Genomic DNA, 12,656 nt, shown 5'->3' with positions numbered 1-12,656 from the left:
TCCTGTCCGTCTTGGCTTTCTTCGCTTAAATCGTCATGGCGCCGAATCCGCCGTCAACACGGAGGAGCGTGCCGGTCACAAAGCTTGAAGCCTTATCTGAAGCCAAATAAACAGCCGCACCCTGCAGTTCTTCCGATTCTCCGAAGCGCCCCATCGGAGTGTGCGTCAGTATGGACGCGGTCCGTTCGGGAGACAGAATCTTGCGGTTCTGCTCCGCCGGGAAGAAACCTGGAATAATGGCATTGACCCGTACGCGGCTCGGAGCAAATTCGCGCGCCAAAAATTTCGTCACGTTGTTGACGGCAGCTTTGGAAGCGGAATAAGTAAATACTTTGGACAGCGGCGGTTCTGAAGATACGGAGGAAATGTTGATAATGCTTCCGCCTTCTCCTTTTTCAACCATATGCTTCCCAAAGATTTGGCAGGCTAGTACAACGCTCTTTAAATTGACCTCCATAATAGAATCCCATTCTTCCATGGAAATGTCAAAGAAAGGTGTCGTGCTGTTCTTGCCGGGGCAGTTCATCAGCGTGTCGACACGGCCTGTCCAGTCTAAAACGCCGCGAAGAACCTCGCGCAGATCGTCCGCGCTGATTGCGTCCGCATAGAAGCTTTTGGCTTTGCCGCCCGCCTCTTCAATCCGTCTGCAGACTTTCTCGCATTTCTCCTGGTTGCGGCCGACTACCGCCACTTCTGCTCCATGTCCCCCCAAAGCGACCGCCATCGTTCCGCCCAGCGTGCTGTTCCCGCCGATAACGACGGCAGTTGTGCCCGAAAGATCAAATAAATTCATTGTCCATCCCCCTGTGATCGTGAAAAAGAATTATGAATGCTTGTACATCTGATTCTGATATTCCGCGATGGAGTCGAATTCATTCTTTAATTGATGGTAAACCCTTGTGTAAATATCCGTCAAGCGGCGGTAAGCCCCGAAATTGGCAGGGTCCGGCCGGTATTCGATTTGAATGTTCAGCCAATCCTTGACTTCGGAATAGGAACGGATTTCCCCCATAGCCTTTAGGCCCAATTGGGCCGCTCCCACCGCCGAGCTTTGAATCGATTGCGGGACCGCCACAGGCGTTTCCAACACATCCGCCATGATCCGTGTCCATAATTCGGACCTGGCAAAGCCGCCGGAGGCCCGGATTTCTCTGGCTGGACCGCCAATCTCCTCCAAAGCTTTCATCACCGAGTGTATCCGGTAGGCGACCCCTTCCATAACGGCACGGATCATATGCTTCTTCTCATGGTAAAGCGACAATCCGAAAAACATGCCGCGGGCGTTGGCGTTCCAGTAAGGAGCGCGTTCTCCTGAGAGAAAAGGCAGGAAAATCAAGCCGTCCGAGCCTGGGGCAACCTGCGAAGCGAGTTCCGTCAAGTATAGATACGGATCCTCCCCGCGCTTTCTCCCGCTTTCCGCCTCCAGAGTGGCAAGCTGATCCCTCACCCAGCGAAGCATAATGCCTCCGTTGTTGATAGATCCGCCGATGACCCAATAATCCGGATCCAGCGCATAGCAGAACAACCGCCCTTTGGGATCGGTTATCGGTTTGTCCACCACTCCGCGAACCGCCCCGCTGGTTCCGATGGTGACCGCCAGCACGCCGGGCTCGCTGGCGCCTGTGCCCAGGTTGGCCAGTACGCCGTCCGATGCGCCTACGACGAATGGAGTGTCGGGGTGCAAACCCATGGCCGCCGCATAAGACGCAGGGAGGCCTTTGACCTGGTAAGTCGTCGGCACAGGCTCAGACAGCTTGCCGCGGGAGATTCCCGCCGTCCGCAGCGCCTGCTCGTCCCAATCCAGCCGGTTCAGGTTGAGCAAACCGGTCGCGGAAGCGAGAGAATGATCGGCCACGTACGTTCCGAACAGCTTCGCGAACACAAACTCCTTCATGCCGATAAACTTGTACGCTCTTTCGAAGATGCCCGGCTCGTTATCCTTGAGCCACATCAGCTTCAGCAGCGGGGACATCGGGTGGATCGGGGTCCCCGTGTTCAGGTATATCGCATGTCCAGTGCCGTCGGCCTTGAGCCGCTCGGCATAAGCCGCGCTGCGGTTGTCGGCAAAAGTGATACAGTCTGTCAGAGGGCTCAATTCCCGGTCAACCGCGATCAGGCTGTGCATGGCGGAGCTGAACGAAACGCACAATACCTCCTCCGGCCGGACGCCGGACTTGTCCATAACCGCTTTAGTGCCGATTACCACGGCCCGGAACAGCTCCAAAGGGTCCTGGACGGCCATATCCGGACGAGGGGTGTGCAAAGGGTATTCGACATCGTGGGAAGCCATAATACGGCCGCTGCGATGGATTACCATCGTCTTCGTGCTGGTCGTCCCGATGTCAACGGCTACAACATAACTCATTTGGACAAGTTCCCCTCGTTATCAAATGGCAGTTCATACGGCTCCGACAGAACCTCGATCTGAGGATGCCGCTTCGCCTCCTCAAGCAGATTGACCGAGATTTCGATTTCGCCGAGGTGAAGCGTATCTTTAATCCGGACGAGCCGGCATTTGGCGTAATCCAGAATGTTGCACGTCTTGACCGCAGCCTGAATGGCTCTCAAATCGTCCGGCAGCGTCGTCGCGATCTTCGTCGGCGCGCAGACTGTGGAAGTCAAGCCGTTGGCGGATGTGGCGTCCCTGTCCATCTTGTCGACCAGCCTTTGGGTCGTAAAGTCGGCGGTGCCGACTCCGTTGGCGTTGCCCATCGTCTCGGGAGTGAGGTCGAGCACGACCATCTTGGACACCTCAGGGCCGCCGTGTGCATAAGGAGTCGGGTATCTTCCGGTGATATTCGGATCCATGCCGTCGCCGCTGATGTTCTTGCCGATGTAATCGATCACCAGCACATCGAGCTGGTCGAACAGAAGCTTCGGCAATCTGGCCTTGGCTTCTTCCAGCAGAGCCGTTTCGCGCTCTTCGATCCGCTCGGCGGGCAGCACTTCGACGCGGCACGTCTCGTCGTACGCGTTCTCGACCAGCGCCACGCCGAACACGATCGGCAGCCTGCCGATCATGATGCGCGCCATGGCCGGGACGTTCCCGGCCATGTGCTTGAAGCCCAGCTGATGGCAGGCTTCCGCGCCCTTCTGCTTGCCGAGGCCGATCGCGATCATCTTCATGATCCCGCTCTCGATCGGCCCGCGGAATGCCGTGTGGGGCTTCACACGGTTAATGACCACGATCGCGTCCGCCTGGCTCGCGATCTTGTCCACATACACGGGCAGGCCGTTCGGCAGCTGATCGATCTGGACGACGTCCATGGAAGAGCGGATGGGGCAACCCATCGCCTCTTCCGTGACGCCCAGATGATGCAGCACCTCCCGCTGCCCGTCAGCGGTAGCCCCGCCGTGGCTGCCCATGCACGGCACGATGAACGGCTGCGCCCCGGCAGCCGTTATCGCAGACACCGTCTCGCGGACGAGCGCCGCGAGGTTGGCTATGCCGCGGCTTCCGACCGCCACGGCCACGGATTGGCCCGGCCGGATGCGGTCGACGCCGCCCGGCCTGCGCAGCTGCTCCCGCAGCTCGGCGGCTGGATCCTCCAGCTTCGCGCGGTCAAAATGCTGGCGGACGCGCACCATCTGCGGCACCGGAATATCGCGGACCAGCTCAACAAGTATACTCATCGTGTTTCCCCACTCCCCAAAAAAAGTTATGGTCCAAGCTTCTTCACCGACTGCCTGATCAGCAGTTCAGTGCGGAGCGATACCTTTTGCGGGCCGGCTCCCTTGTTTTCCAATAGCTCCAGAAGCCTTGCCGCGCCTTCCTTGCTCATTGATTCTATAGGACGCTTCACCGTTGTCAGTGCCGGACTGATATACCCGGAAACCAGGTTGTCGTCAAACCCGGCGACCGACAGGTCGTCAGGCACCCTCAGCCCGGCCTCCGTTACGGCTTTCACCGCACCCAGCGCCATATCGTCGTTAAAGCAGAACACTGCTGTCGGCAGCTCCGGCGAGGCCAGCATCTCCTTCATTGCCGCATAGCCGCTTTCCGCGTCGTATTCGCCTTGCTTGCGCCACGACTCCCGGCTGGTCAGGCCGTGCTGCCGCATCGCCTTGATATAGCCCGCTTTGCGCGCTTCCGAAGAGCGGAACCCCCGCTTGCCTTCTATAATCCCTATTCTCCGGTGCCCTTGGCCGATCATGTGTTCCACCAGCTGAAAAGCGCCCGCAAGGTCGTCGGATACAATATTGGTAATGCGCTCATTCCCCACGTCGCGGTTTATGACCACCAGAGGAATTTCCTTCGCCAGAAGCTCCTCGATAAACGGCTGGTCCGCGTCGCTTTGGCTCATTACCAGTATCCCGTCGAACGACTTCTTGGTCAGACCCTGGTAGTGGGTGTAATCGTCGATCCCTTTGACAACCAGGTTGTAGCGGTCTTTTATGACACTGCTTGCTCCTCGTACGGTTTCATGAAAAAACACCGGGGACGTGCCTGAATAGAGGGTGGAAAAAAACAATCCCATGTTGTAGGAGCGGTTAAGCACCAGGCTCTTGGCGCTGTAATTCGGCGTATAACTCAGCTGCTCGGCGATCGTTTTAATCCGTTGCTTCGTTTCTTCGTTGATCAGAGGGCTGTCGTTCAAAGCTCTGGACACCGTCGTGTGGGATACGTTTGCCAGTTTGGCGATGTCTTTTATCGTTGCGGTCAATCTTACCACCCCGGCACCATCATACCATAGGATGCACACGTTAACAATAAGCGAAACCGGACAACGCAAAATCGCCACTCCCCCGGGAAGCGACGATTTTCATTCCGGATCCATTTTCACCAAAGGCAGCTCCTCTTCTTCCGGTTCAAGCCTTTACATCTCCAGCAGCAGCATTTCCTGCCTCAGCAGGGCAAGCTTTTCCTTGCTGCCGTCCACCTGCTCCGCGTCACCGGCTTCAAGCGCGTCAAACAGTAGGGCCAGCTCGTAATCCAGCTCCATCCGCAGCAGCGGAATTCTCTCCTCCGCCCTTTTGGAGCGGAACGCCTGAAGCATTTCCTCCACCGTAACCGTCGAATCCTTCTCATACAGCACCTTATGCTCGACTCCGGATATTTCCACCGTCCTGATAATTTCGCCGAACATAATGTTTTCAATCAGAATCTGCCGGTCCCTGAACCGCTTCACTATCGCATGGCCCCGTGTATCGCCGATCATCCGTTCCATCAGCTCCGCGAGCTTCTCGTCCTTGAAAGAGTAGTCGCCGACGATTTTGAAACGCTCCCCGATCCTTTGGAACTTCAGTTTTACCAGCTTCCTTCCCGTGCGGATGGAGATGATAAAATATTGTTCGCTTTCGTTCCAGTACAATGAATACCCTTCCTGGATCAGTGCCTTGATGAAGATGCGGATTTGCCGGCGGTCAAATCTTAACTCTAGGTTGCAGTATTCCACTTCATGACTTTTGCTCACGGCAATCCCTCCTTTTTTATCTGTTTAAGGATGAATGATGGAATTAATCCTCTTTTTGGCAGAATGTTCTGACAATTAAATAGTTCTTGTTCTTATCTTATTATGATAAATATGTTTTAGCAACTTGGATTATTGACGATTTTTTCAATGGAACGATATTTTTTTGACAAGCTTATACCCTTTATTGTATTTTATCCCCATTCGCGGAAATAGAAACCTGTTTCCATGGCAAAAATCCCCTCAGCGCGCTGTGCACGGCATAAGGGGACGTCAACTTGGCAGAGTGAAGCGAAACTATTGAAGCCTTTTCCTAGTGCGCTGTTTTGGCGGCAGCCGGGGGAGTGAGGGGTTCGATCAATTCGTTGTTATATGAGGTCACTTCATAGCTGACGACGGGGTCCCCGGGCGCCTCCTCTTTTTGAGGTTTGAGAACGATCCTGGACCTGGCCAGCTTGCCGTTGATCGTATGCAAATATTCATACTCGTTCTCGGCGTCAAGCCGTTCGAAAAAAACCGGACGCGAGTAATACTCGATTTTCCCCAATGTGAACTGTCCCGTCATTCGGGCGTATTTATTCAACGCTTCGATCTTCTTTTTATCCGTCTCGCCCGCCACAAGCACAGGGTTGATCGCGTCAAATTCCGTGTAAGCGTAGCCCGGCCTTTCCTTCCACACTTTCTGCAGTTCATTTTCCGTTACGTAAAGCGCGCCGGTGTAGATCTCCTTCGCCTTCTGCAGGCCCCTGGCATCGATGCCCATTTTCTCGACGTCGGAAACCCGGTAATACAACCCGCCAGGCCCGCCAAACTGCAAAATGATGTAGTTCCTCCCCAAGTACTGCACCTGGACCGGCTGGGGATTCGACATCTGGACCTCTTCATACAATCCTTTCTGAGGCTGCTGTGCCTGCTTGTCCGGATAAATGATCCTGTTCACATAGATCGTTTTGGTATCGTCCTTCCAGCTTACCGTCGCTCCCAATAAGGAGGCAATAGCGGTGAAAGGCATATAGCTCTTGTCGTTATAAATCAGAGGAGGGAATTCCAGCGCAGCCGGTTTGCCGTCCACCACCACCTTAAAATCGGGCCGCAAATAGGCCGTTACTTTGATGACCGAATCCTGAGCATAAACGCCCGCCGTAAAACTGAGGGCCATCAAAGCCGCCAGCATTCCGCCCTTTTTCCATCGAGATTTCATGCCTGCATCCTCGCTCCTTCTCCGTGATATATGATTCTGCCAATGCTCCCGCATCGGACAACGTGGCGGCTGCTGAAAAAAAGGGGTTGTGGCGTTGCACGGCGGGTGGTCAGACCCCACCTACTCCATGACTGCCACTTCAGCCTATGCTCCCCACCCTGCACGCCCGCCGGATGATTTCCCAGCAGCAACTGTGATATCATCTATATTAGTTGAACTGCTATTTGAACCAGACGTGTTACTTCATTACTCTGCAGCCATCGGCGCGACAAGGTACGCCACCCGCTTCAGCGTAAAGCACCCGACAAGACCAGCAGGAGAAGCTCCGGCTAACTTGCACGAATGCACTCTATAGGCTCCTTTTACTGGAAAAGCTGCAGCTAATCTTGCCCGGATGCACTCTATAGTCTCCTTTTGCTGGAAAAGCTCCCGTTAATGTTGTAGAAAATGTCTCCTGCATGGTCAGCGTGCCGAATTACAGGCAGAAATTCCCGTTAAATCCCATACATATGTCTAAGAAAGCAGATTAGAGGGAGCTTTCCTGATACTTGATGCGGTAACCGTATCCATTTCAAACTTTCAACTTAATAGACTTTTTTTCATACAAAAGGATGGTACAGCTATGAATTTTATCGGATTTACACCGCGCGATTTTGATACCTTTCAAATTGAAGGCCTGGAGGCCCGTATGGAAGCGATACGTGAACGGATCCAGCCTAAATTCCAGGCGCTTGGAGAAGCGTTAGTCGATGATGTGGCGATGATGGCGGGGACGGAGATGCATGTCCATATCGCAAAGCACGCCCGTCGTACCATTAATGCGCCTAAAGATACGTGGATGGCGTTCTCCCCCAGCAAAAAAGGCTATAAAATGCACCCCCACTTTCAGATTGGCCTGTTTGACGACCATTTGTTTTTTTGGCTAGCGCTCATTTATGAACTTCCTCTTAAAAAGAGCATCGCGCAAACCTATCTGGACCATTTGGACGAGGTGCGCGGGCTAATTCCGCCGGACTATGTCCTCTCCTTCGACCACATGAACAAGGAGGCAGTGCGGGCCGGGAATTTGAGCGGGGAACAGCTGGAAGAAGCGTTAATCCGTTTTCGCGACGTCAAAAAAGCGGAGCTGCTGATCGGACAGCATATCGAGCCGCGTGACCGGCTGCTGAGCGATCCGCCCGCCTTCATGCAAAGCGCCGCAGAAACCTTTCGCTCCCTTGCCCCCCTTTATCGGATGGCGTCCGGCTCCGCGGTTAATGAATTAATATGAATTTAATCTTTCATTAAGTTTGTTTTAAGCGGCGGAGGGTAAACTAGCGATGCTGTACATAAATTTCCAGAAGGAGGATCACCGATGAACAAGGAAAGCGCCAGAAAAATACTGGTCAGCTCGCTGATCGCCTCCGTCGCGTTAGGCGGGGGTTGGCTGTACGCTTCCCGAAGCGAAGCGCATGCTGAGACTCAAACGAATATAGCCAAGCTTGATGCAACCAAAGCCGCTGTCGGCAGCGAGAACCACGCCGGAAATACCGGCAAGAGCGGAACAATCGACCGCGTGAAGGATCTGCCTATCACGGAAGAAGCCGCTTCAGTCCTTGGCATGAAAGAAGCCGATCTGAAGAAAGAGCTCAACTCCGGCAAGAGCATTGTCGACGTCGCCAAGGCGAAAGGCGTCAGCGAAGCGGATCTGACCGCCAAGCTGCTTGACCTCAGGATGAAGAAGATCGACGAAGCCGTCAAAGCCGGCACGCTGGACGCGGTCAAAGCGGACAAGATCAAGCAGCATATGTCCAAGCATCTGACCAAGATCCTGAATCATAAAGGTATGCTCGAACGGGAAGGCAAAGCGCATGGAAAGCACGAAACCGTATTTTCCCATGAGAAGCTGGCGGAAATCCTCGGAATCACCAAAGCCGAGCTGGAGACCCAGCTGAAAGCGGGCAAATCCTTGACCGAGATCGCTCAGTCCAAGGGTATGACTAAGCAGCAGCTGATCGACAAAATCAAAGAGCAGATGACGCCGCGCATTGAAAAAATGGTGGACTACAAAAAAGTGGACGGTAAACAGAAGACGCAAGCAAACTAATAAGCTTGTTCTAGCAAACCGTGCGGTAAGTGCCTAATGTGAAAATGACATTCGAATGTAACAGTTCGAATGTCATTTTTTATATCTTATGGTAAATATCAAAAATAATCAGATCAAATACTTTATCTGGAACAAAGTTATCCACGGGTCCACCGTATAGCGATTATTATAAAATATTTTACATAAATGAGTGATTACTCACTTCAATAATTTCCGCACTTGAGTTATGATTAATTCATCCACAATCACAGAAAACGGAAAGGAGTTACTAACCATGTCAACAGCTGTGCAGGTAGAACAGGTTTCGCAGCGTTTTGGAAGTAAAACCGTGCTCTCGGAGATTTCCCTTCAGGTGCGGGAGGCTGAAATTTTCGGGCTGCTCGGTCCCTCCGGTTCAGGCAAAACAACGCTGGTTAGGATGATAGCCGGTATTGATGAGCCTTCTTCGGGCTATGTGAGTGTTCTTGGGTATCGCATGCCGCAGCTTAGTGTAATGTCGGAGATTGGCTACATGGCTCAAGCCGATGCTCTCTATTCGGAGCTTACCGCTCAAGAAAATTTGGAGTTCTTTGCCGGTCTTTACGGGATACGAGGCCAAAAGCTGAAGGCCAGAATCGGCGAAGTGATGGAGCTTGTTAATTTAAGCGAACACCTCAAGAAGCCTGTGTCGCAATATTCCGGAGGTATGAAGCGCCGACTCTCGCTTGCCGTCGCTCTTCTTCATGAGCCGAAGATCCTTCTCCTCGATGAACCTACTGTCGGGATCGATCCCGTATTACGTAAATCCATTTGGCAGGAGCTTGGACATTTGTGCGCAAGCGGCACTACGATCCTCCTTACCACCCATGTTATGGATGAGGCGGACAAATGCCACAGACTGGGAATGATTCGGGACGGAAAGCTTATCGCCGTCGGAACTCCCGGCGACCTGAAGCAGAAAACCGGCACGCATACGATAGAAGAAGCTTTTCTTCATTACGGAGGTGTTCAAGCATGAGAACGTCCGCAGTCATCCTTCGAATTATCCGCCAGTTTCTGAAAGACAAACGAACGATCGCTTTGCTCTTTGCTGCGCCTCTGCTCGTTCTGACTCTGATGTCCTACGTCTTTAACTCGAATTCGACGGAGCCGAGAATCGGAGCCGTCAATGCTCCTGAAGCTGTCGTGCAAAAGCTGTCGGAGCAGCGCGCAAAGGTCTCCTCCTTTACCAGAGAGCAGGCCGCACAGGAACTGCAGCGGGGCGGCATCGATGCCGTGCTTGAATTCGAAGGTATGAAGCCTAGCCTGACTCTGGAAGGCAGCGATCCCACAGTGAACAAAGCAGTGCTGATGCTGCTGAACAAAACTATGGCTGGGCCTCAGCCGGCGAATGCTCCAGCCCTGTCGGTCACTTATTTGCACGGCTCGGAGAAAATGGAACTGTTCGATTCCTTAGGCCCCGTCCTGATCGGATTTTTTTGCTTCTTTTTCGTTTTCCTTATTGCCGGCGTCTCCTTCCTTAGAGAAAGAACGAACGGCACGCTAGAAAGATTGCTGGCCTCACCGATCCGCAGATGGGAGCTCGTTCTCGGTTATGTCGTCGGCTTCGGGCTGTTCACGATGATTCAAGCTGCTCTTATCACCTGGTATACTATTTATGTATTAGGAATGATGATGAGCGGCTCCATCGGTTATGTGCTGCTGGTCACTTTGCTGCTTTCCTTGACGGCCTTGACGTTAGGAACGTTAATTTCGGCTTTTGCAAACAACGAATTTCAAATGATCCAGTTCATTCCGATTGTGATCGTGCCGCAAATCTTTTTCAGCGGGCTGTTTCGTCTGGAAAATATGGCCGGCTGGCTGCAGTGGCTGAGCAAATTGATGCCTCTTTACTATGGCGCCGATGCGCTAAGAAACGTAATGGTCCGCGGCAAAGGCTGGGCGGATATTTCCTTCGACGTCTATGTTCTCGCGGCCTTCTCAATTGTGTTTATGCTGCTCAATGTGTTAGCTTTACGTAAACACCGCAAAATTTAGCGAAGGGGGTGATGCGGATGCCGGAGAAAGAGCCATGGTTGGAGGAGTTGCTGAAGGTTAATGATGAAACTGTGAAAATGACTGACAAACAAGCCAAGATCGTGCAAGCCGCCGTGGAAATCTTCTCGGAAAAAGGCTACTCCGCCACGTCGACAAGCGAAATCGCGCAAAAAGCGGGGGTAGCGGAGGGCACGATATTTCGCCATTACAAAACGAAGAAAGATCTGCTCCTATCCATCGTTACTCCGATCGTCGGCAAGCTCATTGCTCCTGTGCTGATGAAGGATTTCGGCAAGGTGATCGACCTTCCTTATTCAACCTACGAAGATTTCCTGAGAGCCATAATCCTGAACCGGATGGAATTCGCCCGGACGCATATGCCGATGATTAAAATCCTGCTCCATGAAGTCCCTTTCCAACCGGAAATCAGAGACCCATTCAAGGAATTGGTCATGGAGATCGTATTCAGCCGGGTGACCCTGGTGGTGGAGTATTTTCAAAAGCAGGGCCAGCTGATCGAAATGCCTCCGGCCACGGTGATAAGGCTGACGGTTTCGACTATGGTCGGATTCCTGCTGGCAAGATTTCTGCTTGCGCCCGATTATGCGTGGGATGACGAGAAGGAAATCGAAAATACGATTCAGTTTATTTTATATGGACTGACTCCGCGGCAGCAGACAATTAAATAAGGGGGGAACCCTTAAACTGACTGAAGGGAACCCGGCTGCCCTCAGATTTATCTTCCAAAAAAAGCTTCTGTCCACTCTAGGTGGCAGAAGCTTTTTGCGTGATTTGGCTGCGATAGTCGGCAGCGCTGTACAAGTAGAGCAGAATCAGGGCGGCGATGCACAGGACGGCTCCGCTGAGGAACGGAAGCGAAATATTGTACCCGTACAGGAACGCGCCGAGCAAAGGCCCTAGAATCCTTCCGAGGCTGTCCATCGAAGAGCTCAATCCTGTGGCCACCCCTTGCCCCACCGTCGTTTTCTGGGTAATCAGGGAAGTCACACAGGGCCGGATCAGCCCGTTTCCCGCACCGAATACGGCAAGATAGAGCCCGGCTGTAAATACATTCGTGGAAAACAGCAGAAGAATAAATCCCAAAGCGGACAATACAAGTCCGATGCGGATGAATGTCGTCTCCCCGCCTTTTTTTACATATTTTCGGATGACGACCCCCTGGATCAATGCCCCGATCACTCCGTTAACGGCGAACATGATCCCGATTTGATAGGGTGTTACTCCGATCTTCACCGTTTCAAAAAGCTGCAGCGTCGTCTCGAGCCCTGCCAGCGTAAAAGACACGAAAAAAGAAAGGATATACAAATATTTCATCAGTCCGGTAAATGCAGTCCAGCGTGAAAGGCGCTGCTCGCCGGCATTCGTCCGTCTGTTCAGCGGCAGCGATTCTTTCAAATAAAGAAACGCGAAAAGAAAGGTCGCCAAAGCAAGTCCGGAGGAAACGAAAAAAGGCAGCTCATACGAGGAGACGCTCAGAATGCCGCCAAGCGCCGGACCAAATATAAAGCCAAGCCCGATGGACATGCCTGCCATTCCCATTCCCTTGGTGCGGTTCTCCACGGTAGTGATATCCGCCACATAAGCGACAGCGCAGGAAGTCACGGCCCCTGAGAATAACCCGCCTAGGATACGGGATATGTACATAAGGACGAGATTGCCGCCTGCGAGTCCGAAAATGAGGAAGCTGGCGCTGAAACCAAGCGTACCGAGCATGATGACGGGCCTGCGGCCGACCCGGTCCGAGAGCCGTCCCCACACCGGGGACATAAAGAACGATGCTGCGGAATAAACGGATAGCAATAAGCCCAGATGCACTGCGTCCACAACCGCCGGCAGCACGGGAATGACGACCCCGAATCCGATGAAGGTGGTCATGAGCAGCAGCATGACGATGCCGATTTGTTTGTTCATAACGGATAGG

The 12,656-nt window shown here is 53.0% G+C and carries 12 protein-coding genes; 5 read left to right on the top strand and 7 right to left on the bottom strand.

The features are described from left to right. Positions 1-25: 25 nt before the first annotated feature. The 6 genes from ACZ5N7_RS03165 to ACZ5N7_RS03140 all read right to left on the bottom strand — a co-directional run bounded on the left by ACZ5N7_RS03165 (position 26) and on the right by ACZ5N7_RS03140 (position 6,612). The gene (locus tag ACZ5N7_RS03165; protein WP_464657334.1) at positions 26-793 is read right to left on the bottom strand and encodes an SDR family oxidoreductase; all 768 of its coding nucleotides are present in this window, start codon (positions 791-793) and stop codon (positions 26-28) included. Positions 794-823: 30 nt separating this feature from the next. Then, positions 824-2,365: a gluconokinase gene (locus tag ACZ5N7_RS03160; protein ID WP_464657332.1), complete on the bottom strand. Its 1,542-nt coding sequence runs from the start codon at positions 2,363-2,365 to the stop codon at positions 824-826. Then, a complete protein-coding gene (locus tag ACZ5N7_RS03155; protein ID WP_464657330.1) occupies positions 2,362-3,633 on the bottom strand; it encodes a nickel pincer cofactor-dependent isomerase, group 22 in 1,272 nt (423 codons plus the stop codon). Before ACZ5N7_RS03155 ends, ACZ5N7_RS03160 begins: the two co-directional genes overlap by 4 nt. A gap of 26 nt (positions 3,634-3,659) precedes the next feature. Next, complete coding sequence (locus tag ACZ5N7_RS03150; protein WP_464657328.1) at positions 3,660-4,664, bottom strand: LacI family DNA-binding transcriptional regulator; 1,005 nt, start codon at positions 4,662-4,664, stop codon at positions 3,660-3,662. Between the two features lie 153 nt (positions 4,665-4,817). Beyond that, entirely contained in the window at positions 4,818-5,414 is a 597-nt protein-coding gene (locus tag ACZ5N7_RS03145; protein WP_464657326.1) for a hypothetical protein, read from the bottom strand. Positions 5,415-5,724: 310 nt separating this feature from the next. Next, on the bottom strand, positions 5,725-6,612 hold the full coding sequence (locus ACZ5N7_RS03140; protein ID WP_464657325.1) for a stalk domain-containing protein: 888 nt from the start codon (positions 6,610-6,612) through the stop codon (positions 5,725-5,727). A gap of 622 nt (positions 6,613-7,234) precedes the next feature. On the opposite strand from ACZ5N7_RS03140, the gene ACZ5N7_RS03135 reads away from it, so the two are divergent. The 5 genes from ACZ5N7_RS03135 (at position 7,235) to ACZ5N7_RS03115 (ending at position 11,403) form a co-directional block, all read left to right on the top strand. Next, a complete protein-coding gene (locus ACZ5N7_RS03135; protein ID WP_464657323.1) occupies positions 7,235-7,882 on the top strand; it encodes a YktB family protein in 648 nt (215 codons plus the stop codon). Between the two features lie 84 nt (positions 7,883-7,966). Then, entirely contained in the window at positions 7,967-8,698 is a 732-nt protein-coding gene (locus ACZ5N7_RS03130) for a hypothetical protein (protein WP_464657321.1), read from the top strand. 274 nt (positions 8,699-8,972) lie between these two features. Then, positions 8,973-9,695: an ABC transporter ATP-binding protein gene (locus ACZ5N7_RS03125; RefSeq protein ID WP_464657319.1), complete on the top strand. Its 723-nt coding sequence runs from the start codon at positions 8,973-8,975 to the stop codon at positions 9,693-9,695. Then, positions 9,692-10,714, top strand: a complete 1,023-nt coding sequence (locus ACZ5N7_RS03120; protein ID WP_464657318.1) for an ABC transporter permease — start codon at positions 9,692-9,694, stop codon at positions 10,712-10,714. Before ACZ5N7_RS03125 ends, ACZ5N7_RS03120 begins: the two co-directional genes overlap by 4 nt. A 17-nt stretch (positions 10,715-10,731) precedes the next feature. Next, the gene (locus ACZ5N7_RS03115; protein WP_464657316.1) at positions 10,732-11,403 is read left to right on the top strand and encodes a TetR/AcrR family transcriptional regulator; all 672 of its coding nucleotides are present in this window, start codon (positions 10,732-10,734) and stop codon (positions 11,401-11,403) included. A gap of 76 nt (positions 11,404-11,479) precedes the next feature. Here ACZ5N7_RS03115 and ACZ5N7_RS03110 read toward each other — a convergent pair whose 3' ends face one another. Then, a complete protein-coding gene (locus ACZ5N7_RS03110; RefSeq protein ID WP_464657314.1) occupies positions 11,480-12,646 on the bottom strand; it encodes an MFS transporter in 1,167 nt (388 codons plus the stop codon). Positions 12,647-12,656: the final 10 nt, after the last annotated feature.

This window comes from Paenibacillus sp. JCM 18996 (genome assembly GCF_055392555.1).
Note: the sequence above shows the minus strand (reverse complement) of the source record. Positions and strands in the feature narration are given on the sequence as shown.

What these genes read in the sequence shown, in the direction of transcription:
- ACZ5N7_RS03165 (WP_464657334.1), bottom strand. Translation starts at nt 793, where the DNA reads ATGAATTTATTTGATCTTTCGGGCACAACTGCCGTCGTTATCGGCGGG.
- ACZ5N7_RS03160 (WP_464657332.1), bottom strand. Translation starts at nt 2,365, where the DNA reads ATGAGTTATGTTGTAGCCGTTGACATCGGGACGACCAGCACGAAGACG.
- ACZ5N7_RS03155 (WP_464657330.1), bottom strand. Translation starts at nt 3,633, where the DNA reads ATGAGTATACTTGTTGAGCTGGTCCGCGATATTCCGGTGCCGCAGATG.
- ACZ5N7_RS03140 (WP_464657325.1), bottom strand. Translation starts at nt 6,612, where the DNA reads ATGAAATCTCGATGGAAAAAGGGCGGAATGCTGGCGGCTTTGATGGCC.
- ACZ5N7_RS03135 (WP_464657323.1), top strand. Translation starts at nt 7,235, where the DNA reads ATGAATTTTATCGGATTTACACCGCGCGATTTTGATACCTTTCAAATT.
- ACZ5N7_RS03130 (WP_464657321.1), top strand. Translation starts at nt 7,967, where the DNA reads ATGAACAAGGAAAGCGCCAGAAAAATACTGGTCAGCTCGCTGATCGCC.
- ACZ5N7_RS03125 (WP_464657319.1), top strand. Translation starts at nt 8,973, where the DNA reads ATGTCAACAGCTGTGCAGGTAGAACAGGTTTCGCAGCGTTTTGGAAGT.
- ACZ5N7_RS03120 (WP_464657318.1), top strand. Translation starts at nt 9,692, where the DNA reads ATGAGAACGTCCGCAGTCATCCTTCGAATTATCCGCCAGTTTCTGAAA.
- ACZ5N7_RS03115 (WP_464657316.1), top strand. Translation starts at nt 10,732, where the DNA reads ATGCCGGAGAAAGAGCCATGGTTGGAGGAGTTGCTGAAGGTTAATGAT.
- ACZ5N7_RS03110 (WP_464657314.1), bottom strand. Translation starts at nt 12,646, where the DNA reads ATGAACAAACAAATCGGCATCGTCATGCTGCTGCTCATGACCACCTTC.